Annotated in this window: 28 protein-coding genes; 6 read left to right on the top strand and 22 right to left on the bottom strand. The window is 67.4% G+C overall.

Going from position 1 to position 23,817, the window contains the following annotated elements; genetic code table 11:
* Positions 1 to 84 precede the first annotated feature (84 nt).
* On the top strand, positions 85 to 597 hold the full coding sequence (locus ABD767_RS09750; protein WP_344869551.1) for a hypothetical protein: 513 nt from the start codon (positions 85 to 87) through the stop codon (positions 595 to 597).
* Positions 594 to 1,085: a hypothetical protein gene (locus ABD767_RS09745; protein WP_344869549.1), complete on the top strand. Its 492-nt coding sequence runs from the start codon at positions 594 to 596 to the stop codon at positions 1,083 to 1,085. Before ABD767_RS09750 ends, ABD767_RS09745 begins: the two co-directional genes overlap by 4 nt.
* Positions 1,086 to 1,188: 103 nt before the next feature.
* On the opposite strand, the gene pgi is transcribed toward ABD767_RS09745, so the two are convergent.
* The 3 genes from pgi to tal all read right to left on the bottom strand — a co-directional run bounded on the left by pgi (position 1,189) and on the right by tal (position 4,941).
* The gene (gene pgi / locus ABD767_RS09740; RefSeq protein WP_344869547.1) at positions 1,189 to 2,787 is read right to left on the bottom strand and encodes a glucose-6-phosphate isomerase; all 1,599 of its coding nucleotides are present in this window, start codon (positions 2,785 to 2,787) and stop codon (positions 1,189 to 1,191) included.
* A gap of 11 nt (positions 2,788 to 2,798) precedes the next feature.
* Entirely contained in the window at positions 2,799 to 3,917 is a 1,119-nt protein-coding gene (locus ABD767_RS09735) for a beta-ketoacyl-ACP synthase III (RefSeq protein ID WP_103045533.1), read from the bottom strand.
* Between the two features lie 76 nt (positions 3,918 to 3,993).
* Positions 3,994 to 4,941, bottom strand: coding sequence for a transaldolase (gene tal, locus ABD767_RS09730; RefSeq protein WP_344869545.1), 948 nt, complete (start codon positions 4,939 to 4,941; stop codon positions 3,994 to 3,996).
* A 114-nt stretch (positions 4,942 to 5,055) separates the two neighbouring features.
* Between tal and ABD767_RS09725 the strand changes: the two genes are divergently transcribed.
* Entirely contained in the window at positions 5,056 to 5,901 is an 846-nt protein-coding gene (locus ABD767_RS09725) for an SIS domain-containing protein (protein WP_103045535.1), read from the top strand.
* 11 nt (positions 5,902 to 5,912) lie between these two features.
* Here ABD767_RS09725 and ABD767_RS09720 read toward each other — a convergent pair whose 3' ends face one another.
* The 5 genes from ABD767_RS09720 to ABD767_RS09700 are packed head-to-tail and all read right to left on the bottom strand — an operon-like array spanning position 5,913 to position 10,103.
* Positions 5,913 to 6,512: an SCO family protein gene (locus tag ABD767_RS09720; protein WP_344869542.1), complete on the bottom strand. Its 600-nt coding sequence runs from the start codon at positions 6,510 to 6,512 to the stop codon at positions 5,913 to 5,915.
* 8 nt (positions 6,513 to 6,520) lie between these two features.
* Complete coding sequence (gene cyoE / locus ABD767_RS09715; RefSeq protein WP_103045536.1) at positions 6,521 to 7,444, bottom strand: heme o synthase; 924 nt, start codon at positions 7,442 to 7,444, stop codon at positions 6,521 to 6,523.
* Entirely contained in the window at positions 7,441 to 8,637 is a 1,197-nt protein-coding gene (locus tag ABD767_RS09710) for a COX15/CtaA family protein (protein ID WP_344869539.1), read from the bottom strand. Before ABD767_RS09710 ends, cyoE begins: the two co-directional genes overlap by 4 nt.
* Before the next feature lie 28 nt (positions 8,638 to 8,665).
* The gene (locus ABD767_RS09705) at positions 8,666 to 9,397 is read right to left on the bottom strand and encodes a hypothetical protein (RefSeq protein ID WP_344869537.1); all 732 of its coding nucleotides are present in this window, start codon (positions 9,395 to 9,397) and stop codon (positions 8,666 to 8,668) included.
* Positions 9,339 to 10,103, bottom strand: coding sequence for an SURF1 family protein (locus tag ABD767_RS09700; RefSeq protein WP_344869536.1), 765 nt, complete (start codon positions 10,101 to 10,103; stop codon positions 9,339 to 9,341). Before ABD767_RS09700 ends, ABD767_RS09705 begins: the two co-directional genes overlap by 59 nt.
* 15 nt (positions 10,104 to 10,118) lie before the next feature.
* On the opposite strand from ABD767_RS09700, the gene ABD767_RS09695 reads away from it, so the two are divergent.
* Positions 10,119 to 10,346, top strand: a complete 228-nt coding sequence (locus ABD767_RS09695; RefSeq protein WP_344869535.1) for a twin transmembrane helix small protein — start codon at positions 10,119 to 10,121, stop codon at positions 10,344 to 10,346.
* Between the two features lie 64 nt (positions 10,347 to 10,410).
* Here the strand turns inward: ABD767_RS09695 and ABD767_RS09690 are convergent, their stop codons facing one another.
* From ABD767_RS09690 to ABD767_RS09660, 7 genes are all read right to left on the bottom strand, one after another.
* Positions 10,411 to 11,292 carry a cytochrome c oxidase subunit 3 gene (locus tag ABD767_RS09690; RefSeq protein WP_103045541.1) on the bottom strand — a complete coding sequence of 294 codons (882 nt, stop codon included), beginning with the start codon at positions 11,290 to 11,292 and terminating at the stop codon, positions 10,411 to 10,413.
* Between the two features lie 58 nt (positions 11,293 to 11,350).
* Positions 11,351 to 11,572, bottom strand: coding sequence for a DUF2970 domain-containing protein (locus ABD767_RS09685; protein ID WP_103045542.1), 222 nt, complete (start codon positions 11,570 to 11,572; stop codon positions 11,351 to 11,353).
* Positions 11,572 to 12,192 (bottom strand): cytochrome c oxidase assembly protein, encoded by a 621-nt coding sequence (locus ABD767_RS09680; RefSeq protein WP_103045549.1) that lies wholly within the window; start codon positions 12,190 to 12,192, stop codon positions 11,572 to 11,574. Before ABD767_RS09680 ends, ABD767_RS09685 begins: the two co-directional genes overlap by 1 nt.
* A 19-nt stretch (positions 12,193 to 12,211) precedes the next feature.
* Positions 12,212 to 12,322 carry a cytochrome oxidase small assembly protein gene (locus ABD767_RS09675; RefSeq protein WP_344869532.1) on the bottom strand — a complete coding sequence of 37 codons (111 nt, stop codon included), beginning with the start codon at positions 12,320 to 12,322 and terminating at the stop codon, positions 12,212 to 12,214.
* A 23-nt stretch (positions 12,323 to 12,345) separates the two neighbouring features.
* Positions 12,346 to 13,968, bottom strand: a complete 1,623-nt coding sequence (ctaD, locus tag ABD767_RS09670; RefSeq protein ID WP_103045543.1) for a cytochrome c oxidase subunit I — start codon at positions 13,966 to 13,968, stop codon at positions 12,346 to 12,348.
* A 33-nt stretch (positions 13,969 to 14,001) separates the two neighbouring features.
* Entirely contained in the window at positions 14,002 to 15,171 is a 1,170-nt protein-coding gene (coxB, locus tag ABD767_RS09665; protein ID WP_344869529.1) for a cytochrome c oxidase subunit II, read from the bottom strand.
* Between the two features lie 426 nt (positions 15,172 to 15,597).
* The gene (locus tag ABD767_RS09660) at positions 15,598 to 16,458 is read right to left on the bottom strand and encodes a biotin synthase (protein WP_344869525.1); all 861 of its coding nucleotides are present in this window, start codon (positions 16,456 to 16,458) and stop codon (positions 15,598 to 15,600) included.
* A 51-nt stretch (positions 16,459 to 16,509) separates the two neighbouring features.
* Here ABD767_RS09660 and ABD767_RS09655 point away from each other — a divergent pair, with 51 nt between their 5' ends.
* Both ABD767_RS09655 and ABD767_RS09650 read left to right on the top strand, forming a co-directional pair.
* Complete coding sequence (locus ABD767_RS09655) at positions 16,510 to 17,262, top strand: ComF family protein (RefSeq protein ID WP_344869523.1); 753 nt, start codon at positions 16,510 to 16,512, stop codon at positions 17,260 to 17,262.
* Positions 17,263 to 17,319: 57 nt separating this feature from the next.
* Positions 17,320 to 17,787, top strand: a complete 468-nt coding sequence (locus ABD767_RS09650) for a MaoC family dehydratase (protein WP_344869521.1) — start codon at positions 17,320 to 17,322, stop codon at positions 17,785 to 17,787.
* A gap of 130 nt (positions 17,788 to 17,917) precedes the next feature.
* Here the strand turns inward: ABD767_RS09650 and ABD767_RS09645 are convergent, their stop codons facing one another.
* The 7 genes from ABD767_RS09645 to ABD767_RS09615 all read right to left on the bottom strand — a co-directional run bounded on the left by ABD767_RS09645 (position 17,918) and on the right by ABD767_RS09615 (position 23,570).
* Positions 17,918 to 18,394: a tRNA (cytidine(34)-2'-O)-methyltransferase gene (locus ABD767_RS09645; protein ID WP_344869519.1), complete on the bottom strand. Its 477-nt coding sequence runs from the start codon at positions 18,392 to 18,394 to the stop codon at positions 17,918 to 17,920.
* 163 nt (positions 18,395 to 18,557) lie between these two features.
* The gene (locus ABD767_RS09640) at positions 18,558 to 19,181 is read right to left on the bottom strand and encodes a nucleotide-binding protein (protein WP_344869517.1); all 624 of its coding nucleotides are present in this window, start codon (positions 19,179 to 19,181) and stop codon (positions 18,558 to 18,560) included.
* 78 nt (positions 19,182 to 19,259) lie between these two features.
* Positions 19,260 to 19,895 carry a LysE family transporter gene (locus ABD767_RS09635; protein ID WP_344869515.1) on the bottom strand — a complete coding sequence of 212 codons (636 nt, stop codon included), beginning with the start codon at positions 19,893 to 19,895 and terminating at the stop codon, positions 19,260 to 19,262.
* A gap of 101 nt (positions 19,896 to 19,996) precedes the next feature.
* Positions 19,997 to 20,491: a YbhB/YbcL family Raf kinase inhibitor-like protein gene (locus tag ABD767_RS09630; RefSeq protein WP_103044060.1), complete on the bottom strand. Its 495-nt coding sequence runs from the start codon at positions 20,489 to 20,491 to the stop codon at positions 19,997 to 19,999.
* Between the two features lie 53 nt (positions 20,492 to 20,544).
* The gene (locus tag ABD767_RS09625; protein WP_344869557.1) at positions 20,545 to 21,528 is read right to left on the bottom strand and encodes an ABC transporter ATP-binding protein; all 984 of its coding nucleotides are present in this window, start codon (positions 21,526 to 21,528) and stop codon (positions 20,545 to 20,547) included.
* A gap of 137 nt (positions 21,529 to 21,665) precedes the next feature.
* On the bottom strand, positions 21,666 to 22,646 hold the full coding sequence (locus ABD767_RS09620; protein WP_344869511.1) for an ABC transporter ATP-binding protein: 981 nt from the start codon (positions 22,644 to 22,646) through the stop codon (positions 21,666 to 21,668).
* A 9-nt stretch (positions 22,647 to 22,655) separates the two neighbouring features.
* Positions 22,656 to 23,570 (bottom strand): ABC transporter permease, encoded by a 915-nt coding sequence (locus ABD767_RS09615; protein WP_344869509.1) that lies wholly within the window; start codon positions 23,568 to 23,570, stop codon positions 22,656 to 22,658.
* Positions 23,571 to 23,817: the final 247 nt, after the last annotated feature.

Raw genomic sequence — 23,817 nt, 5'->3', positions numbered from 1 at the left:
CGCCCTTTAGCCAGGCATTTTTTTGCACGAACACGAGCGCATTCTTCGCAAGTCCGCCCGATTCCGATGGAGAGCCGCTGCGCCGTGCCCTACCCCGAAGAAGACTCCGATCTGCTGGCAGCGGAACATGGCGTGCTGCTGCGCCACTTCGGCGCGCTGCAACGGCGCTGCACCGAGCAGGCCCGCGCCCAGGCCCAGGAGATCGCCCGACTGCAGCAGCAACTGGTGCGCGTGCGCGCCCAGGCCGTCGTGCTGTGCAGCGTGCTGGCCTGGGAGCGCGAAGACCGCCGCCGGCAACTCGCTGCCAGCGCCGCCTGGCTCGAACCGGATCTTCTCCCTCCAACGAACACCCATGCCGAAACCGATGCCGAAGCCGAACGGCTGGCGCGCAGCCAGCGCTACGCCGATCTGGTGATCTGCCAGACCGGCTGTGTGAGCCACGGCCATTTCTGGCGCGCCGAGGATTTTTGCCGGCGCAAGGGCGCGACCTGCGTGCTGGCCGAGCAGCCCGACGCGCTGCGCATCCTGCGCAGCCAGCCCACCGAGCAGGCCCAGCCCGCCGAACCCGCCACCGTGAACGACAAGGACATGCCATGAGACAGCCCGCCCTCCAGTTCCCCGCGACCGCCCAGGACGCCTCCATCATCAACGACACGCCCGACCACCCGCTGCTGAGCGAATGGAAACAGCTCACCCGCGAGGGCCTGGCGGCCCGCCGCGCGCACTGCCTGGCGCACGCGCTGGCCTGGTACACGCGGGCGCTGTGCGTGGCGCGCCAGCTGCTCACCCATGCGCAGGACAGCCATGCGCCGCACGAGCGGCTCGCCGCCTACGTCACCGCCCACCTGAATCTGGCCGACTGCTACGCCGACATGAACCAGCCTGCCAGCGCCGCCGAATGCCTGTGCCGCGCCCACCACAAGCTCATGGCACTGCAGGACAGCGACGCCGCGCCACAGCCCCTGCGCCTGGAGGCGGCCCGGCTGCTGCAGTCCACCCGTGCGGCCTTGCAGCAAGGCCGGCGTGCGCGCAGTGCTCAAGCACTGCATACGCTGCATGCATTGCCCAATGCCCTGATGCATTGACCCGGAGAAGCGGTTGTTGGCCGCTTGCGCTTGCCATCCTTATCGAATGCGAGTGCGGGTGCGCCTGCCTGGCGCCCACATCACAGGGGCGCCGCCGTGCGACTCAACGCATGCGTTGCAGCAGTCCGGCCGTCGAGGCATCGAGCCCCGCCACGTCACCGCTTTGCAGGCGCGGCAGCAGGTCCAGCGCCATTTGCTTGCCCAGTTCCACGCCCCACTGGTCGAAGCTGTTGATGCCCCACAGGCTGCCCGAGCAGAACACCCGGTGCTCCTGAAGCGCCACCAGCGCGCCCAGCGAGGCGGGCGTAAGCGCGTCCAGCAGCAAGAACGTGCTGGGCCGGTTGCCCGGAAAGTGGCGGTGGCCGCAGTCGCTGTGCCGGCCCTGCATCAGCGCCCGCGCCTGGGCCAGCGCGTTGGCCAGCAGCATCTGGTGGTGGCCCGCCAGCGCGTGCATGCCCTCGCGCACCGCGACGAACTCCAGCGGCAGCACGTCCGGCCCCTGGTGCAGCAGCTGGAAGAACGCATGCTGGCCGTTGCTGCCCGGCTCGCCCCACAGCGCCGGCGAGGTGGCATAGGGCAGCGCCCGCCCGTGGTGGTCGACGCGCTTGCCGTTGCTCTCCATCTCCAGCTGCTGCAGGTGCGCCGGCAGGCGCCGCAGGTTGGCGTGGTAGGGCGCGATGCAGCGGCTGCCGAAGCCATGGAAGTTGCGATACCAGACGTCGAGCAGCGCCAGTCGCACCGGCAGATTGTGCTCCAGAGGCGCGGTGCGGAAATACTCGTCCATTGCGTGCGCGCCGGCCAGCAGCGCGCGAAAGCCGGCGTCGCCAATGGCGATCGCGATCGACAGGCCAATGGACGACCACAGCGAATAGCGCCCGCCGACCCAGTCGGCGAAGCCGAACGTCGTGGTGACGCCCCAGTCACGCGCCGCGGCGACGTTGCTGGTCAGCGCGACGAAGTGACGCGCCACGTCCTGCCCGCCCTGGGCGTCGAACCAGGCGCGCGCCGAGCGCGCGTTGGTCATGGTCTCCAGCGTGGTGAAGGTCTTGGAGGCGACGATAAACAGCGTGTGCTCGGGGCGCACGTTGCGCAGCACGCGGTCGAGTTCGTGGCCGTCGATGTTGGAGACGAAGTGAAAGCGCTTGCCCAGCACCCGGTAGGGCTCCAGCGCCACCACCGCCATCTGCGGCCCCAGGTCGGAACCGCCGATGCCGATGTTGACGATATCGGTGATCTGCGCGTCGGCCCGCACGCTCTCGGCAAACGCCAGCATCGCATCCAGCGTCTGGTGCACCTCCTTCAGCGCGCCGGCCACCCAGGGCTCATCGCCCGGCAGAGCCAGGCCGCGCGGGCGGCGCAACAGCGTATGCAGCGCAGCGCGCTGCTCGGTGATGTTGACCGCCTGGCCGGTCAGCAGCGCATCGCGGTGCCGCTGCAGGCCGCAGGCGCGCGCCATGTCCAGCAGCAGGCGCTCGCTGCCCCTGTCCCACAGGTTTTTCGACAGATCGGCAAACACCTCGGGTGCCTGCTGGCTGAAATGCGCAAAGCGCTGCGGGTCGCTGGCAAAGGCCTCGCGCAGATCGAGCTGACGTCCCTGGCGCTCGAAGTAGGCGCGCAACTGCGCCCATTGCGGCGTCTGGTCGCAGCGCGGCCCCAGCGCTGCCTGCGCGGTCTCGCATTCCTGTGGCATCACGGCATCCATGCGGGCAGCCCTCAGCGCTTGCGCACCACGACGCTGCCCACCGAATAGCCGGCGCCAAACGAGCAGATCACGCCTGCGTCGCCCGCGGCCAGGTCGCCGCGGTGGCGATGGAAGGCGATGATGGAGCCGGCCGACGCGGTGTTGGCGAATTCGTCCAGGATCAGCGGCGCGCGGTCGCGGCTGACCTCGCCCACCAGCTTCTTGATGACCAGCTGGTTCATGCCCTCGTTGGCCTGGTGCAGCCAGAAGCGGCGCACCCCGGCAGGCTGCAGATCCAGGGCGTGCAAGTGTTCCTCAATGTGCGCGGCGGCAATCGGCACCACCTCCTTGAACACCTTGCGCCCTTCCTGGCGGAAGGTCTTGTCGCGCGCGGCCGGGTCGCTGTCCTCGCTGCGGTTGAGAAAACCGAAATTGTTGCGGATGTTGTTGGAGAACTGCGTGGCCAGACTCGTGCCCAGCACTTCCCAAGTGTCGCTGGCGACTGCTTCCTCGGCGCGCTCGATGAGCACTGCGGTGCACACGTCGCCGAAGATGAAGTGGCAGTCACGGTCGTTCCATGCCTGGTGGCCCGAGGTGATCTCTGGGTTGACCACCAGCGCACAGCGCACGCTGCCGCTGCGCACCGCGTTGACCGCCTGCTCGATGCCGAAGGTGGCCGACGAGCAGGCGACGTTCATGTCGAAACCGTAGCCGCCCGCGCCCAGCGCCTGCTGGATCTCGATGGCCATCGCCGGGTAGGCGCGCTGCATGTTGGACGCAGCGCACACCACCATGCCCACGTCGGCGCCGCTCCTGCCCGCCTGGGCCAGCGCCTTCTGCGCCGCATCCACGCCAATTTCCGCCATCAGCGACAGCTGGTCGTCGCTGCGCTCGGCGTAATGCGGATACATGCGCGCCGGATCGAGGATGCCGGTCTTGTCCAGTACGTAGCGCTGGCGGATGCCTGAGGCCTTCTCGATGAACTCGACGCTGGAATGCTGCAGCGGCACACGCTCGCCGGCTGCAATCGCGCCGGCGTGGCGCGCGTTCTCCTGATCGGCGTAGTGGTTGAAGGCTTCGACCAGCTCGGCGTTGCTGATCGTAAACGGCGGCTGGTACAGGCCGGTGCCGCTGATGACGACTGAATGCATGGATAGTGGCTTTCCGCGCCCGCACGGGCGGGCGGCTGGCGCGAGTGTAGCGGGCTGACTCCCGGGCTCCGGCGGCTCAGGCCGCCGTCATCAATTGTTCTAACTTGACCGCGTCGACCGCAAACGCGCGAATACCTTCGGCCAGCTTCTCGGTGGCCATCGCGTCGTCGTTGAGCGCGTAGCGGAAACCCGCCTCGTCATACTGGATGCGCGGCAGATCCAGCGCGCGCGCGGCATCGGCATCAAGCGCCTGCACGATCGGCACGTCGCTGGCGGCCAGCTGCGCCAGGAGCTCTGGCGCAATCGTCAGCAGATCGCAGCCAGCCAGCGCCACGATCTGCCCGACGTTGCGAAAGCTCGCGCCCATCACCTCGGTGCCAATGCCGTGGTGCTTGTAGTATTGGTAGATGGCGCGCACCGAGCGCACGCCGGGGTCGTTGCTGCCAGCCGTCGCGGCCTCGTCCCAGGCGCTGCCGGCCTGCTTCTTGTACCAGTCGTAGATGCGCCCGACGAAGGGCGAGATCAGTTGCACGCCCGCCTGGCCGCAGGCCACGGCCTGCGCCATCGAGAACAGCAGCGTCAGATTGGTGTGGATGCCGCGGCGCTCGAGCTGGCGCGCCGCCTCGATACCCTCCCAGGTCGCGGCCACCTTGATCAGAACACGGCCCGTGTGCACGCCCTCGGCCTGGTAGAGCTCGATCAGGCGCTCCGCGCGCGCCACCGTGGCCGCCGTGTCAAAGCTCAGACGCGCGTCGACCTCGGTGGACACTCGCCCGTCGACGAGCGACAGGATCTCGCAGCCAAAGCGCACCAGCAGGCGGTCGATGACCTCGTCGACGGCGCGGCCGCGCCAGCGCTGCACCGCGTCTTGCAAGAGCGGCGCGTATTCGGGCTTCTGCACCGCTTTCAGGATCAGGGACGGGTTGGTCGTCGCATCGCGCGGCTGGAACTGCGCCATCTGCTTGAAGTCGCCGGTATCGGCCACGACGGTGGTGAACTGTTTCAGGGCCTGGAGCTGGTTCATGCACATCCTCATCGCAAAGCGCGCCCGCGGCGCGCATAGCCGTCAAGTGTATGCCGCTCGCGCGGATGAAACCGCGTTACATTCGCAACAGCTCCTCCGTCCTCAGCGTCCCCCATGCTCGACCGCATCGCCGCCTCCCTGCCCAGCCTGGCACCTGCCGAACAGCGCGTGGCGCGCCTGGTGCTGCACGACCCGCGCGCCTTCACCACGCTGCCGGTGCGCGAGCTGGCAGCGCGCGCGCTGGTCAGCAAGCCGACGGTGGTGCGCTTTTGCCGCAGCATGGGCTACGACGGGCTGGCCGACTTCAAGCTCAAGCTCGCCGGCAGCGTCAGCGAGGGCGTGCCCTTCATCCACCGCAGCGTGGATAGCGACGACAAGACCGCCGACGTGCTGGTCAAGGTGGTGGACAACGCGGTCGCGGCCTTTCTGCAGTACCGCAACGCCGCCAGCGTGCAGGCGCTGGACCGCGCCGCCGAGGCGATTGCCGCCACCTGGCGAACAGGGCGGCGCCTGGAGTTCTATGGCGCGGGCAACTCGGGCATCGTCGCGCAGGACGGGCAGCACAAATTCTTTCGGTTGGGCATCACCAGCCTGGCAACCAGCGACGGCCACATGCAGGTCATGAGCGCGACGCTGCTGGGCCCGGGAGACTGCGCGGTCATCATCAGCAATTCGGGGCGCACGCGTGACCTGATGGACGCCGCCGGCATTGCGCGCAAGGGCGGCGCGACGACGATTGCGATCACCGCCAGCGGATCGCCGCTGGCGCACAGCTGCCAGATCCACCTGGCGGCCGACCACCCCGAGGGCTACGACCGCTACAGCCCCATGGTCTCGCGCCTGCTGCACCTGCTCATCATCGACGTACTGGCCACGCGCGTGGCGCTGCGCATCGGCGAGCCGCTGCAGCCGGTGCTGCAGCAGATGAAGAACAACCTGCGCGCCAAGCGCTACACCTGAGTCCGCCCGCGCTACTTGGCCTCGGCCAGCAAGGTCTTGACGTCGGCCTCCAGCGCCTGAGGGCCGGCACCGTAGCGTTCATACACGCGCAGTTGCCCTTGCGTGTCGTACACATAGCTGCCGGCCGAATGATCCATGGTGTAGCTGGTCGGCGTCTGGCCGTCGACCTTGCGAAAGAACACCTTGAACTCCTTGGCCACGGCTTCCAGCTGCTCGGGCGTGCCGCGCAGCGCCAGAAAACCGGGATCGAAGTTGGCCATGTAGGCCTTGAGCACCTCGGGCGTGTCGCGCTCGGGATCAACCGTGATGAACAGCCCCTGCAGCCGCTCGCCGTCGGCACCCAGCGCAGCCTTGACCTGCGCCATCTCCTGCATCGACGTGGGGCACACGTCGGGGCACTGGGTGTAGCCAAAGAAGATCACCACCACCTTGCCGGCAAAGTCCTTGAGGCTGCGCTCGCTGCCGTTGTGGTCGGTCAGGTGGAAATTCTGGGCATATTCCAGCCCGGTCACGTCGGTGCCCTGAAAGCTCGCCTGCGGCTTGGAGCAGGCGGCCAGAGCCGCCACACAGCCGAGGGCGGCCAGGGTCTTGAGAGCATTGCGTCGAAACATGAAACCCATCACAGAACATAGTGATCGACCAGCAGCGCGGCAAACAGCGCGCTCAGGTGGATCAGGGAGAAACGAAAAGTCTTGCGCGCCAGCGCGTCGGAATAATCGCGCCACAGCACGAAGCCGTAGGCGCAAAAGCCCAGGCTCAGGACGATGGCGGCGATCAGGTAGATCCACGAGCTCATGCCGTAGACGAAGGGCATCAGGCAGCCGGCAAACAGGATGAGCGTGTAGAGAAACACCTGCAGCCGGGTGAACTCGTTGCCATGCGTGACCGGCAGCATCGGCAGGCCCGACTTGCGATAGTCCTCCACACGGTACAGCGCCAGCGCCCAGAAGTGCGGCGGCGTCCACAGAAAGATGATCAGGAACAGGATCAGCGCCTCGGGGCTGACCTGGCCCGTCATCGCCGCCCAGCCCAGCACTGGCGGCATGGCGCCCGAGGCGCCGCCGATCACGATGTTCTGCGGCGTCAGCGGCTTGAGGATGACCGTGTAGATGATGGCGTAGCCGACAAAGGTGGCAAAAGTGAGCCACATCGTCAGCGGGTTGACCAGGAAATACAGAATGCCCGAGCCCGCGGCGCACAACAGCGCCGAGAACGCGAGCGCCTGGCGCATCGACAGCTCGCCCTTGGCCGTGGGGCGCCAGGCGGTGCGCTTCATGCGCGCGTCGATGCTGCGCTCGACCATGCAGTTGAACGCCGCCGCCGCGCCCGCCACCAGCCAAATGCCAAAGCTGGCCACGGCCATACTCAGCCATTGCCCGGCCGTCGGCAGGCCAGGCACGGCCAGCACCATGCCGATGAAGGCGCAGAACACGATGAGCTGGATCACGCGCGGCTTGGCCAGCGCGTAGAACTGCGCCAGGCGCGACGGCATGGCGTGCACAGCGGTGGCCGCCTGGCCGGGGTTGGTCGTCGTCGTGTTCATGCGGATACCTGTGATGCCATGCGTGCCGCGCCCTGGGACGCCGCCACGGTTGCGGGCGCGCGGCAGCTTGCCGCCAGTGCCCAGGTCAACACCACCACCAGCGCACCGGCGCCGCCGGTGTGCAGCACGGCGGCGGCCAGCGGCCAGTCCAGCACCACGTTGGACAGGCCGGTGACGAACTGCAACAGCGTCAGCCCGACCAGCCAGCGCGCCTGGTCGCGCAGCACGCCAGCGCGGTGCAACCGCCAGGCCAGCACCAGCAGCAGCGCCACCACCGCATAGGCCGCCAGGCGGTGCAGATAGTGAATCGCGGTGAGCGCGGCAAAACCGATCAGGCTGCCGTCGGGCATCTGCCCCAGCGGACGCCACAGCGTGAAGCCCTGGCCAAAATCCATCGCCGGCCACCAGCCGCCCTGGCACTGCGGAAACGTGGTGCACGCCAACACCGCGTAATTGGTGCTGACCCAGCCGCCCAGCGCCGCCTGCAGCCCCACCAGCAGCGCCGTGGCGCCCAGCAGCCAGCGCAGGCCACGGCGCAGCGGCACGCGCTGGCGACCTTGCAATATGTAGGTATGGCGCACTGCCTGCGCGCACAGCAGCACCAAGAGCACCAGACCGCCGAGCAAGTGCAGCGTGACGATGGCGGGGAACAGCTTCATCGTCACCGTCAGCGCACCAAACGCGCCCTGCAGGCACACCCAGACCAGCGTGACCGTGGGCCACCAGGGGTTGAGCGGCCGCTCGGCACTGGCGCCGGCTCGGCGCGCCTGGCGCCAGCGCAGCCAGGCCGAAATGGTGAGCACGATGATCAGCACGCCGACGCCAGTGGCCAGATAGCGGTGGATCATCTCGACCCAGGCCTTGCTGTGCGTGACCGGCCCAGTGGGCATGGCCGACTGCGCGGCCGAGATCTCGGTGTGCGCGCCCACGGGGCTGGCGCTGCCGTAGCAGCCAGGCCAGTCGGGGCAGCCCAGGCCCGAATCGGTCAGTCGCGTGAAGGCGCCGAACATCACCAGATCGAAGGTCAGGAACAGCGTGAGCACCGTCAGCGCCTGCACGCGCCGCAGCGGCCCGGCGCCGCGGTTCTTGAACCACACCCAGGCCAGCGGCAGCAGCGCGATCAAAAGGCCCAGCGTCATCAGCTCGATCACCGGGGCCAGGTCGTACAGCGGTTGCTCCATCGTCGTCGTCATCCTCGTCGCGCCTTGTTGCGCCCCGGCCTCACTGCAGTTCCTCGCGTCCGGCGCGATCCCACGAAGAAGACGCGCGCAGCAGGCGCTCGATGTCGCGCCGCGCCTTGGCCGCGCCCTTGGCGTCCAGATCGGCAGGCATGCGCATCATCCAGTGGCCCATCGGGTCGACCAGGTACAGGTGCTCGGCCAGCGCATGGCCGTCTTCAGGCTGCAGCCAGCCGGCGATGTCGGCGCCATCCATGCGCAGCACGCTGGCTTGCGCCAGGCCGGCGCGGATGTCGCTGGGCAGTGCCTGCGCGTCGCTGACCAGCCAGATCCAGTCCAGGCGATCCTTCTCGCGCCCCAGGCTCTCGCGGATCTGGCGCTGCAAATACAGGTTGTTTCGGCAGGTGGCGTCGCACGCGCCGGGCGCGACGCTGACCAACAGCCATTGGCCCTTGAGCTCGCCCAGGCGGCGCGTGCTGCCGTCGAGCGCGGTGACGAGCGCCTGCTCAGGCATGGCGCGCTGCGGGTTGATCAGCGTGCCGAAGTTGGTGCGCCCCTCGGGCCGGATGACGTAGTAGGTGAAGTACGACAGCACGACCGGCGCGGCAAACACCAGCATCAGCAAGAGCAGCTTCCAGCGGCCGGTGCGCGTGCGCGACTGCTCGACCAACGCCACCAATGCGGTGTCGCCCGCAGAGCGCTGCTGCGCCGCGGCGTCAACCGGCGGGCTGGCGCCCGGGGCGAAAAAAGCGTCGGATGATTTGGAACCAGACATAGAGCACCATCACCAGGGCAGAAAGCCCGAACCACTGGAAGGCATAACCGTAATGTTTGTCGACACCGCTGTCGGCCGCCGGCCACTGGCGCAGCAGGCCGTCGCCGCCCGGCCCGGTCTGCTGCACCGTCACCGGCAGCAGCGCCAGGCCAAGCTCATCGGCATAGTCCGACAGGTGCAGATTCTGCCGTATGCGCGAAGGCCCCGAACCCGTCGCCGTTGATGCAAATTCAAACAGGCGCGCGGGCTCGCCGGCCACGCGTCCTTCGACGCGCACCTCGCCCGCCGGGGCGGGCAATTCGGGCAGGCGGGCGCGGTCGCCAAAATCGCGCGCCACCCAGCCGCGCTGCACCGCAACAACCGCTTCGGTGCCGCTCAAGCGCAGCGCGCTAATCACGTCAAAACCCACGCGCCCACTCATCTGGCGATTGTCCAGAAACACGGTCGAGCCCTCCACCCACTGCCCGCGCAGCATCACCGGGCGGTGCAGCGCCGCCCCGCCCGCTGCGGCCAGCTCCACGCTGTCCAGAGCCGCCTCACCCTGGCGGGCCTGCACCTGTGCCTGCAGCCGCTCTTTTTCATGCGCGCGCGAGAGCTGCCACGCCCCCAGCCGCGCGGTCACGCCCGCCAGCAGCAGCGCCGCCAGCGTCAACACCCACCAGCGCAGCATGGCGCTGCGCGGCGAATGACGCTGAACGGTGTTCATTTGATAATGCATGGCATGAAAATCGTCATCGTACTCGCGCTGCTGGCCATCATCGCCAGCCTGGGCAGCGCCCTGTTCTTCATGATGCGCGGCAACCATGGCGACGCCAGCGATGCGCTGCAAAGCCGGCGCATGGTGCGCGCGCTGGCGCTGCGCGTGGGCCTGTCGGTGGCGCTGTTTCTACTGTTGCTGCTGTCATGGAAGCTGGGCTGGATACAGCCCACGGGCCTGCCATTGCAATAAGACAATAAGCACCACCAACGAAAAAGCGCCCTGAGGCGCTTTTCGCGTTGCTGCGGCCGCCTGCTCACATCCAGTAGACCAGCACGTACAGGCCCAGCCAGACCACGTCGACGAAGTGCCAGTACCAGGCTGCGCCCTCGAACCCAAAATGGCGCTGGGGCGTGAAATGCCCGCTCATCAGCCGCAGCGTGATGAAAAACAGCATCAGCATGCCGATGAACACGTGGAAGCCGTGGAAGCCAGTCAGCATGAAGAAGGTCGAGCCGTACACACCCGAGCTGAGCTTGAGGTTCAGCTCGGTGTACAGGTGGTAGTACTCGTAGCCCTGCACGCACAGGAAGACGAAGCCCAGCACCACCGTGATCCACATGAAGCCGATCGTCTTGCCGCGGTTGCCCAGTTGCAAAGCGTGGTGGGCAATGGTCAGCGTCACGCCCGAAGTCAGCAGCAACGCGGTGTTGATGGTGGGCAGCCAGAACGGCCCGACGGTGTGAAACGGCTCCACGGTCTGCGCTGGCGACCCGGTCGCGCCCGCGGCGACGCTGGGCCATACGCCCTTGAAGCCCGGCCAGATGATGTCGTTGCCCAGGTTGGCCAACTCTGGCAGCGAGTGCACGCGTGCCCACCACAGCGCGGTGAAGAAGGCGCCGAAGAACATGACCTCCGAGAAGATGAACCAGCTCATGCCCCAACGGTAGGAGTGGTCGATGCGCCTGCCGTACAACCCGGCCTCGCTCTCGCGGATCGCGTCGCGGAACCACACGAACAGCACGGCCAGCCACCACACGAGGCCGAAGATGAACGAATACTTGCCGATCTGCACGCCATTGACCCACAGCGCAGCGCCCAGGATCACGAAGAACAGGCCGAACGCGGCCATGATCGGATGGCTCGACTGCTCCGGTACGTAGTAATAGGGCGCAATGCCCTGGGTAGTGCTTGTCATGGCGTCTCCTCGGTTCTCGTTGGTGTCTGTGGGGATCAAATCCGTGCTCTGCCGTGCATCACCCGCCCACCCAGTGCACGACGGCGATCAGCGTCAGTACCAGGGCCAGCATCGCACCGAGCGCGACGAAGACGAGCAGCAGCGGGGGAAGCTTTTCCTGATCCTGGTGGTGACGGGCATTGCGGCGCAGCCCCAGCAGCGACCACGCGACGATGCGCACCGCACGCCAGTGCGACGCCTTGCGCGGCGTGCCAGGGGCGTCGTCGGGGTTGGTCGCCATCACGACCGCGCTCCCTGCGCCGCGGCCTGTGCCGCGTCGGCGGTTGCAGGCGCCGGCGGCGTCTTGCCGCCGACTTCGAAGAAGGTGTAGGACAGCGTGATCGTCGTCACGTCGCGCGACAGGCGCGGGTCGATGACGAAGGTGACCGGCCACTGTTTTTTCTCGCCCGGCTCCAGCGTGTACTGGTTGAAGCAAAAACACTCGATCTTGTTGAAATGCGGCGCCGCCTGGCGCGGCGCATAACTGGGTATGGCCTGCGCGGCCATGCGCCTGTCCTGCACGTTTTCGAATTCATACATCACGGTCGCCATCTCGCCCGGATGCACGGTCACGGTGTGCTGCGCCGGCTTGAAGCGCCATGGGCCGTGGGCATTGGCGTCGAATTGCACGGTGACCGTGCGGCTGGTGTCGATCTGAGAGTTGCTTGGCACGCGCACGTTGGCGCCGGCCGTGCCATTGCCCGGTACCAGCCGCTCGGACAGCGACAGGATGTTGATGCCGGTGACCTCGCAGATGCGCTGGTACAGCGGGATCAGCAGATAGCCAAAGGCGAACATGCCTGCGGCCACGACTGCCAGCTTGCCCAGCATCCTCAGGTTTTCACCGCGCACGACAGCCATGGCCAGCACCCTCCCGCGTTCAGTGCATCCAGGCCATGTTGACCACGAACCCGATCAACAGCGCCAGAGAAATCGACGCCAGGATCAGCGCAGTGCGCACATTGGCCTTTTTCTGCTGCTCACTCAGCATGTCTGTCTCCTGTCCTTGGCCGCTCAGCCCACGACGCGGGTGGCGGTCTCGTCGAGCTTGGGCGGCTCGACGAAGGTGTGCATCGGTGCCGGCGAAGGCACCTCCCACTCCAGCCCCTCGGCCCCTTCCCAGGGGCGCTGCGGTGCCTTCTCGCCCTTGCCGCGCATCATCGGAACGACCACGGCAACGAAGAAGTACACCTGGGCGATGCCGAAGAAGAACGCGCCGATCGAGGCGATCATGTTGAAGTCGGCAAACTGCATCGGGTAGTCGGCGTAGCGGCGCGGCATGCCGGCCAACCCCAGGAAGTGCATGGGGAAGAACGCTACGTTGAACGAGATGATCGACCACCAGAAGTGGATCTTGCCGCGCGTCTCGTCGTACATCACGCCGGTCCACTTGGGCGCCCAGTAGTAGTAGGCACCGTAGATGGCGAACAGCGAACCCGCCACCAGCACGTAGTGGAAGTGGGCAATGATGTAGTAGGTGTCCTGGATCTGCGTGTCGATCGGCACCACGGCCGGAATCACGCCGGTGAAGCCGCCGATGGTGAACACGAAGATAAAGCCCACGGCCCACAGCATCGGCGTCTCGAAGGTCATCGAGCCGCGCCACATCGTGGCCGTCCAGTTGAACACCTTCACACCGGTGGGAATGGCGATCACCATCGTCGCGTACATGAAGAACAGCTGGCCGGTCACCGGCATGCCGGTGGTGAACATGTGGTGCGCCCAGACGATCATCGACATGGTCGCGATCGCCGCGATCGCGTAAACCATCGAGGTGTAGCCAAACAATTTCTTGCGCGCAAAGGTGGGGACGATCTGGCTGATCATGCCGAAGGCCGGCAGAATCATGATGTAGACCTCGGGGTGGCCGAAGAACCAGAAGATGTGCTGGTACATGACCGGGTCGCCGCCGCCCGCGGGATTGAAGAAGCTGGTGCCGAAGTGGCGGTCGGTCAGCGTCATCGTGATCGCGCCGGCGAACACCGGCATCACCGCGATGAGCAGGTAGGCGGTGATCAGCCAGCTCCAGCAGAACATCGGCATCTTCATCAGCGTCATGCCCGGCGCGCGCATGTTCAGGATGGTGACGATGATGTTGATCGCGCCCATGATGGACGACGCGCCCATGATGTGCAGCGCGAAGATGGCGGCATCGAGCGACATGCCCATCTGCGCCGACAGCGGTGCGTACAGCGTCCAGCCCGCCGCGGGCGCGCCGCCGGGCATGAAGAACGCCGCCGACAGCATGAAGCCGGCGGGCGGCAGCAGCCAGAAGCTGAAGTTGTTCATGCGTGCGAACGCCATGTCGGACGCGCCGATCTGCAGCGGAATCATCCAGTTCGCAAAACCCACGAAGGCCGGCATGATGGCGCCGAACACCATGATCAGCCCATGCATCGTCGTGAGCTGGTTGAACATCTCGGGGTTGAAGATCTGCAGCCCCGGCTGAAACAGCTCGGCGCGGATCAGCATGGCCAGCAGGCCGCCGATCATCAGCATCGTGAACGAGAACAGCAGGTACAGCGTCCCGATGTCCTTGTGGTTGGTGGCAAACAGCCAGCGGCGCCAGCCGGTGAGCTGGTGGTGGCCGTGCCCGGTGTCGCCGACATGTCCGTGGTTATCCAGAACTGCGCTCATGGTCGAATCCTCAAATGACGTTGGACGGGTGGCTCACTTGCTGCGCTGGGCAAGCACTTCGGCGGGCTGAACCAACTGGCCGGTATGGTTGGACCAGGCGTTCTTGGTATAGGTCACAACGGCGGCCAGATCGGTGTCGCTGAGCGCGGCCCATGACGGCATCGCGCCATTGCCCGCGCCGTGCAACACGATTTGCAGCTGCTTGGCATGGTCGTCGTCGCGCACGACGGCCGAACCGTCCAGCGGCTTGATCGGCCCTGCACCCTTGCCGTTGGCCTGGTGGCAGGCGGCGCAGTTGGCGGCATAGACCTTCTCGCCGCGCGCCTTCAGCGCGTCGAGCTCCCAGACCTTGTTGGGATCGTCGAGCTTGGCCGCGGCGACCTTGCGCTGCGCGTCCACCCACTCGGTGTAGGCCTGGGCCGACACCACCTTCACGTGGATCGGCATGTAGGCGTGCTCCTTGCCGCACAGCTCGGCGCACTGGCCGTAGAAGTCGCCCTCGTGGTCGGCGCGAAACCAGGTGTCGCGCACGAAGCCGGGAATCGCGTCCTGCTTGACGCCGAAGGCCGGCACCATCCACGAATGGATCACGTCATTGGCCGTGGTGATCACGCGCACCTTCTTGCCCACCGGCACGACGAGCGGGTTGTCCACCCGCAGCAGATAGTCGTCGGGCGCGTTGCTCACGTCGCCGCTGTTGGACATGACACGGTGGCTGTTGTCGATCGTGGAGAGGAAGCCCAGCCCCTCGCCCTCGCCGGCCAGGTAGTCATAGCCCCACTTCCACTGGTAGCCCGTGGCCTTGATCGTCAGGTCGGCGTTGGTCGTGTCCTTTTGCGCCACGATGACCTTGGTCGCCGGCAGCGCCATGCCGATGATGATCAGGAACGGCACGACGGTCCAGGTGACCTCGACGACGATGGACTCGCTGAAGCTGGCCGGCTTGGCGCCGCGCGACTTGCGGTGGTGCCAGATCGAATAGAACATGACGCCGAACACGCCGATGAAGATCACGGTGCAGATGATCAGCAGCATCCAGTGCAGATCCACCTGCGCCTGCGCGATGCGTGAGGCCGGCGGGTGCAGGTTGAGCTGGCGCACCGCAGGCCCGCCAGGAAGATCCTGAACGGCGTGGGCGTTGCCGGCCAACCACAGTGCGCCAGCCAGCAGCGGCGCGGTGAGCTTGTGGGAAATGCTTGTCATCTTTGTCTTTCTCTGCGCTTTCGACCAATCATGTGCTGCGCCCGCAGGCGGCCGGCAACGCCGGCGGCGGTGACCGGCCAAGCCGGCATTCCCACCTCGCTCCATCAGTCCAGGCTGCTTTCCATGCAGCCTGTTGTCTCCTTGCTTCACGCCACGCGGCCGTGTCTGCCCAGTCGCACCGGTTCATTACACGGCCCAAGCATGCCCGCACACCACAAAATCCAGCAATACGCATTAATCCCGATCAAACAGTCCAGGATTGCGATGCGGTTGCCAGCCGGGGCCTTCCCCGGCATCTCACGCGGCACACGCTGCAGGCGCTATCAAAAATGATTCTAGTGCGATTTGACGCAGATCACAGGCAGCGCGATTGCAATCGTTGCGCAACGGCGATACAAAACAACAATTCGTGCGCTGCTGACCGGCCTACCGCGCCGGTGCGCTGCGTGTGATGCTCAGCGGCGCGCGCGGCGGCGCCTTGAACGCGTGGCCGTAGACGATCTCGAAGGTCAGTGCCAGCTGCCCGCCCTGGGCCGGGTCGGCCAGCCGCTCGGCCATGGCCAGCAGCAGCTGCGCTCGCCAGTGCCGTCCGCGCAGGCCGGCAAAGCGCGCCACATGCAGGTTGCGCCCCAGCTCGCGCAGTTCCTGCAGTGCACGCTCGGGCGTGGCAAACGTGAGCACGATGCGCTCCATGTCCATCACCGGCTCGGCAAAGCCGCCGCGCACCAGCATGTCGCCCCAGTCGTGCATGTCGGTGAAGGCATGGCCCGGCGCGGGCCAGCCCAGCGCGTCGTAGACCGCACGCAGCTCGCGCAGCGTGTCCGGCCCCAGGCAGGAGAACATCAGGTAGCCATCGGTGGCAATCGCCTCGCTCCACCGGCCGATCAGCGCCTGCGGATTGGCCGCCATATGCAGCGCCATATTGGCCCACAGCATCTGCACGCTGCCCGGCTGCGGCATGCCAAAGCGCACCGGCGCGCCGCGCAGCCGCTCCCATAACGACGGCGTGAAGCGCTTTCTCGCCAGCGCCTGCCCGGTCGGGCTGGAGGTCTCGGCCACCAGGCACTCGGCCTGCGGGAAATGCTGCGCCACCAGCGCATGGCCCTCGGTGCCGCCGCGCAGTGGATCCCAGTCGCACCAGATGCCAGGCGGGCGCACGATCCACGACAGGCGCTCATGCATGCGCCGCGCCACCTCCTCGTGCAGCCAGGGCGCCTGCTGCGGCGCTTGCGCCTGCCAGCGCGCGGCGGCCACCTGGTCGATCGTGGGAGGGAGTTGTTCGGTCATGGCACAAAAACGGCGCAACCGTGCGCCATGGCGGACGAGTATATTGAGCCGATGGTTTTCCCGTGGCCCGCATGGACATCGCCTGCGCGCGCGCCGCATGGCACGCGCCCCGGCCCGCTGCACCGGGCGTTGCAGTTGCTGCAGCGCCTGCCCAGCCAATGCGCCGTCTGCCATGCCTGGCCGGCACAGCGCCTGTGCCCCGCCTGCCGCCAGTGCGGCCATGCGGCGGCAGTGGCGCGCTGCACGCGCTGCGCGGCCCCGGTCGCGCCCGGCATCGCGCAGTGCGGCGATTGCCTGAAGCACCCGCCGCCGCTCGATGCCTGCCTGGCCGCCGTCGGCTACGGCTACCCCTGGGCTGACCTGCTGACACAGTTCAAGTTTGGCGCTGATCCCGGCTGGGCCGCGGCGCTGGGCACGCTGCTGCGCGACCTGCCCGGCGCCGCGGCGCTGCTGGACGGCGCCGACGCGCTCGTTCCCATTCCGCTGTCGACGCAGCGCCTGCGCCAGCGCGGCTACAACCAGGCACTGCTGCTGGCGCGCCAGCTCGACCGCGCCAAGGTACGGCCGCAGTGGCTTGAGCGCCTGCACGATACGCCGGCGCAAAGCCGCCTCACGCGCGCCCAGCGCCTGCGCAACCTGCGCGGCGCGTTTGCAACAGCGGGCGATGCGCCGGTTGCTGGGCGCTCCATCGTGCTGATCGACGACGTGATGACCACCGGCGCCACGTTGTACACCGCCGCCAGCGTGCTGCGCGGCGCCGGCGCGCGCAGCGTCAATGCCATCGTGCTGGCGCGAACGGATTGAGGACGCGTTGTCACGCCCCGGACAAGCTGCGTGCAACAGCACCCCTACAGTGGCCGCATGAAAATTTTTGCCAATCATGACGAAGTGACCGCCAGCGTCGGGCAGGCCGTGCCGCCGACCGACTGGGTCACCATCACCCAGGCGCAGATCGACCAGTTCGCCCAGGCCACCGGCGACCATCAATGGATTCACACCGACCCGGAGCGTGCCGCGCAGGGGCCGTTCGGCACCACGGTGGCGCACGGCTTTCTGACGCTGTCGCTGCTGGCGCGCTTCATGGGCGAGGCCTTTGGCGTGCAAGGCACACAAATGGGCATCAACTACGGGCTCAACCGCGTGCGCTTTCCGTCGCCCGTGCCCGTCGGCAGCCGCCTGCGCGCCCACCTGAAGCTGCTGGCCGCCGAGCCGCTGCCCGGCAACGGCCTGCAGATGACCTGGGAAGTGAGCGTGGAGCGCGGAGGTGCAGACAAACCCGCCTGCGTTGCCGAGGCGCTGGTGCGCACCTACGGCGCGCCGGATTATTGATTCGACCCTTTGAAGTAGCAATTTTTCGTCATTGCGGCGAAGGCCGCAATCCATGACTTCCTCTCAAAGGCACTGGATCCCGGCCTTCGCCGGGATGACGAGTTCAAACATCACAAGGCCGGAGCAATAATTAATCAGAGACTGCCCCGGCAAAGCCGTTTTGCCGCCAGGCCTCGAACACGGTCACTGCCACCGCGTTCGACAGGTTCAGGCTGCGCTGCTGCGGGCGCATCGGCAAGCGCAGGCACTGCACCGGAGCAAAGCGCGCGCGCACCGCCGGCGGCAGGCCGCGCGACTCGCTGCCGAAGACCAGCCAGTCACCCGGCGCAAAGCGCGCGTCGTGCACCGCCCGCGTGCCGCGCGTAGTCAGCGCAAACATGCGCGCGGCATCGGGCCGTTCGCCATCCAGCAAGGCCTGCCAGTCGCGGTGCACGCGCACCTGGGCGTATTCGTGGTAATCGAGCCCGGCGCGGCGCATCAGCCGGTCTTCCATTGAAAAGCCCAGCGGCTCGATCAGGTGCAGCCTGCAGCCGGTGTTGGCCGCCAGCCGGATCACGTTGCCAGTGTTGGGCGGGATTTCGGGTGCGACGAGAACAATGTGGAACATGGCGTGATTGTCCGCCGCCCGCGCACCGGCTATTCCATTTCTATATCGATCGAGTACGCGAAGGTGAAGCGCAGACAGTGCTGTAGCACGACAAGCGAAGCCGACAAAGTAATCGGCTGATATAGAAATGGAATTACATCCGCCCGGCGCGATTCAAGCGCCGTCAGCCCACCTCATCGAGCCACTGGCACAGCGTCTGCCACTGCTCCAGATCGCGCCGCACGCGCGAAGGGCTGACGTCGAACAGCGTCAGCCCCTGCGCCGCCAGGTGCACATAGTTCTGCGCGTTGCGCAGCGTGCCCAGTCGGGTAAAGCCCAGGTCGTCGATGAACTCGCGCAGGTGCTCGGCGGCAATCGTGCGCTCGTCCACACGCGTGCCGATGATGCCCACGCGCGCCGGGTCGCGCTCCAGCTGCTGCGCCAGGTCATTGAGGAATTCACGCGTCGCGAACATGTCGAACACGCTGGGCTGCAGCGGAATGACGATGCGGTCGGCCTGGCGCAGCACGTCGTTCAGGCGCCAGCCCTGCAGGCCGGCGGGCGTGTCCAGCACCGCATGCGTGCTGCCACGCGGGGGCTGGCCCAGCCAGTCCGGACGCGCATCCCACAGCGCGATGGGCGCCGCGCTCTCGGGGCGCTGCTGCAGCCACAGGCGCGCCGACTGCTGGCGATCGATGTCGCCCAGCGCCACCGCGTGGCCGCGGCTGGCCCAGTAGCCGGCGATATTGGTGGCCAGCGTGGATTTACCCACGCCGCCCTTGGGGTTGGCGACTGCGACCACCGGCATGGCGTTCCCTCCTGTCGTGATGTGTTCGTGGTGTCTGACCTCGGCGCATTATCACTGCGCCGCACCACGCCAGACCGGCTATTGCGGCTGCGTGCGCTTGATGAAGAACAGCCCCGCGCCAACCATCATCAACAGGCCGCCAAACACCCGGTTCTGCGCCCGCATCGCGCCGGCGTTCTGCATCACGCGGCGCAGCGCACTGGCGCTGGCGGCGTAGCCACCCATCACCAGCATGTCCACCGGCACCATGGTGGCGGCCATGACCAGCAGCTGGCTCCACAGCGGCCGCTCGGGGTTGATGAACTGCGGCAGCACGGCCACCATGAACAGAATGCCCTTGGGGTTGGTCGCATTGGTCAGCAGGCCGGTGGCCAGGCGCTGGCGCGGCGCCATGTACTGCTGCTGCAGGTCGCCGCCCAGCGTGCCGGCGCTGCCTGCGCGCCACTGGCTCCAGCCCAGGTAGATCAGGTAGCAGGCACCCAGTACCTTGACCACCAGAAAGGCCGGCGCCGAGGCGATCAAAAGCGACCCCACGCCAGCGCCGGCGATCACCAGCAGCACCAGCAGGCCCAGCTCCAGCCCGCAGATCGTCACCGCCGCGCGGCGCACGCCGTAGGACAGGCCGTGGCTCATCGACAGCACCGCGCCCGAGCCCGGCGAGACCGCGATCACCCACGACGCCACGAAAAATGCCACCCAGGTATGCCAGTCCATGATTGCCCGCACCGAAAAAGAAAAGCCGCCAAGCCGGCGGCCGGGAAAACCCTCGATTTTAGCGATCTGCAGGGGCCTGCGCACGGCGCCGGCAGATGCGCTCAGCGCCCGTACAGCGCGGTGAAGCTGGCCTTGGCCAGCGCATTGGCGTTGGCCATGAAGCCGGCCAGCGCGGCGGGTGCGTCGTCGGGCACTTCCAGGCGCTCGACCGACAGCGCGTACACAGTGAAGACGTAGCGGTGCGGCTTGTCGCCCGGCGGCGGGCACATGCCGCCCCAGGCGTACTGGCCGTAGTCGTTGCGGATGTGGCGCGCGCCGGCGGGCAGGTTGGCGCCGCCTTTGGCGCCAGCGTTGGCCGCAAGCTCGTTCACGTTGGCCGGCAGATCGACCACATACCAGTGCCAGAAGCCCGAGCCCGTGGGCGCATCGGGGTCGTACACGGTGACCGCAAAGCTCTTGGTGGCGGCCGGCGCGCCGCTCCAGCGCAGCACGGGCGAGCGGTTGTCGCCGCCGCAGCCGAAGTCGTCGAACTCGAAATGCTTGGCAATGGTGCTGCCGTCGGCAATGTCGGGGCTGCTCAGCGTGAAGGTGCTCATGGTGTTCTCCTGTTCAGATTCGCGATGCCTATCGCCGCGAACAAATCCTTATATCAAATACGCCCTTCCTCGACGGCGTGGCAGGCCACCAGGCCGCCGCCTTCCTGCGCCAGCATCTGCGGGCGCTCGCTGTGGCAGCGCGCGTTGGCAAACGGACAGCGCGGGTGAAAGGCGCAGCCCGTGGGCGGGTCCAGCGGATTGGGCACCTCACCCTGCACCGGCGTGCGCGCGCGGCCGGTGTCGTGCATCTTCGGGATCGCGTCCAGCAACATGCGCGTGTAGGGGTGGCGCGGCGCGGAGAACAGGCGCTGCTTGTCCGCCAGCTCCACCAGCCGGCCCAGGTACATCACGCCCACCTGGTCGCTGACGTGGCGCACCACGGCCAAATTGTGGCTGATGAACAGATAGGTCAGGCCGCGCGCGCGCTGCAGGTCGCGCATGATGTTGAGCACCTGCGCCTGCACCGACACGTCCAGCGCGCTGGTGGGCTCGTCGCACACCAGGAACTCGGGCTCGGTCGCCAGCGCCCGGGCGATCGAGATGCGCTGGCGCTGCCCGCCCGAGAACTGGTGCGCAAACTTGGCCATGTCCGCCGCCGCCAGCCCCACCGAGGTCAGCAGCTGCGCCACGCGCTCGCGCAGCGCGCCGCGCTCGGTCACCAGCCCATGCTCGCGCAGCGGCTCGCCGACGATGTCCTGCACACGCCAGCGCGGGTTCAGGCTGGCATAGGGATCCTGGAAGATCATCTGGATGCGCCGACGCATCGCACGGGCGTCCCGCCCCTTGAACGCGGCATGCGCGTCCTGCCCATCGAAGGTAAAGCCCCCGCGCGTGGGCGCGTACAGGCCGACCAGCAGGCGCGCCACCGTGCTCTTGCCGCAGCCCGACTCGCCCACCAGCGCCAGCGTGGTGCCGCGCTCTATCGTGAAGCCCACGCCGTCGACCGCATGCAGCAGCTGGCGCGGCTTGCGCTCGATCACGCGGTTGAGCCAGGGCGCAGATACGTCAAAAGTCTTGGCCAGGTCATGCGCCTGCACCAGCGGCTGCCCTGCTCGCTCCTCCTTTGGGGGAGGGTTGGGGTGGGAGCCAGCGCCGCCCGCTCCCTGCTCGACGAGGCCAGCCCCCATCCCGGCCTTCCCCCAAAGGGGGAAGGAGCAATTGCCCAAGGGCTTGTTCATGCGGCCTCCTTCTTCGCAGCATGCAGCCAGCAGGCCGCCTGCGTGCTGCCGGCGGGCATCAGGTCGGGGCGTTCGACGCGGCAGCGGTCGAAGACCTTGGGGCAGCGCGGGTTGAAGGCGCAGCCGCGCGGAATGGCGTTCAGCCGCGGCATCGCGCCGTCGATCTGGTTCAGGCGCTCGCGATCGCTGTCCATGTCCGGGATGCAGGCCATCAGCCCGGCCGTGTACGGGTGGGCCGGCTGGTGGATGACCTCGTGCACCGGGCCAATCTCGGCAATGCGCCCGGCATACATCACCGCGACGCGGTCGCAGGTCTCGGCAATCACGCCCATGTCGTGCGTGATCAGCATCACCGCGGCGCCGTGCGTGCGGCACAGGCGCTTGAGCAGCTCGATGATCTGCGCCTGGATCGACACGTCCAGCGCCGTCGTCGGCTCGTCGGCGACGATCAGCTGCGGCTCGGCCGCCAGCGCCAGCGCAATCACCACGCGCTGGCGCATGCCGCCCGAGAACTGATGCGGATAGTGGTCGATGCGCTGATCCGCCGCCGGGATGCCGGTGTCCTGCAACAGCTCGATGGCGCGCGCCCGTGCCTGCGCGGCCGACAGCGGCAGATGGGTGCGAATCGTCTCGACCAGTTGCTGGCCCACGGTGTACAGCGGGTTCAGCGAGGTCAGCGGATCCTGAAAGATCGCGCCGATGCGCCGCCCGCGGATGTGGCGCATCTTCTCGGGCGGCAGGTCGTCGATGCGCTCGCCGCCCAGCAGAATCTGCCCGCCGGCAATGCGCCCGGGCGGCTCCAGCAGGCCGATGATGGACGCGCCCGTCAGCGACTTGCCCGCGCCCGACTCGCCCACCACGCCCAGGATCTCGCCCGGCGCAATCGAAAACGACACATCATCCAGCGCGCGCAGCGTGCCGCGGCGCGTCGGAAATTCAACCATCAGGTTCTGGACTTGCAGCAGCGGTGCGCTCATTTCAGCCTCTCAGCCCCTCAACTTCGGGTTCAGCGCATCGCGCAGCCAGTCGCCCAGCAGGTTCACCGACAGCGCGATCAACACCAGCATCACGCCCGGGAAAATCGTGATCCACCACTCGCCCGAGAACAAATAGTCGTTGCCCACGCGGATCAGCGTGCCCAGCGACGGCGAGGTGGGCGGCGCGCCCACGCCCAGAAAGGACAGCGTCGCCTCGGTGATGATGGCCGTGGCCACCTGGATGGTGGCCAGCACCATCACCGGCCCCAGCACGTTGGGCAGCACGTGGCGGTGCATGATGGCCAGCGGCGCGACGCCGGTCACGCGCGCCGCCTGCACGTATTCCTTGCCGCGCTCGACCATGGTCGCGCCGCGCACCGTGCGCGCGTACTGCACCCAGCCCGACAGCGCGATCGACAGAATCAGCACGCCGAACGCCAGCGACTCGGGCGCCTGCGGAAACACCGCGCGGCCCACGCCGGCAATCAACAGCGCGATCAGGATGGCCGGAAACGACAGCATCACGTCGCACAGCCGCATCAGCAACCCGTCGACCCAGCCGCCGCGAAAGCCCGCCACCAGCCCCAGCGCCACGCCCAGCACGACCGACAGCAGCACCGACACCAGCCCCACGACCAGCGAGATGCGCGAGCCGTAGATCACCGCCGACAGGATGTCGCGCCCCTGGTCGTCGGTGCCCAGCGGGTACTTCCAGCTGCCGTCGTCGAGCCACACCGGCGGCAGGCGCGCGTCCGACAGCTCCAGTGTCGACAGATCAAGCGGATTGTGCGGCGCCACCCAGCCGGCAAACGCCGCGCACAGCAGGCACACCAGCGCCACCAGCGCCGCGGCGATCGCCACCGGCGAGCGGCGAAAGCTGTAGGCCACGTCGCTGTCATACCAGCGCAAAACGGTGTTTTTCATGGGCTTGAGAAGAGGCTGATGGGGAAGGAGGAAGTGGGCAGCGGGGAGCCGTCACAAGCCGCCCCCATCCCTGCCTTCCCCCAAAGGGGGAAGGAGTGGTGACGATAGCCTGCGCCGGGGTATTTCCCCCTCACCGGCTGAAGACCGCGGCTCCTCTTGCGGTATTTCTCCCTCCCCCTCTGGGGGAGGGCAGGGGTAGGGGCCGGCGACGTCAAGCAACCGAGCCACACCCCCCAAAACCAGCGCG

The organism is Comamonas faecalis (genome assembly GCF_039538025.1).
Lineage (GTDB): Bacteria > Pseudomonadota > Gammaproteobacteria > Burkholderiales > Burkholderiaceae_C > Comamonas_C > Comamonas_C faecalis.
Note: the sequence above shows the minus strand (reverse complement) of the source record. Positions and strands in the feature narration are given on the sequence as shown.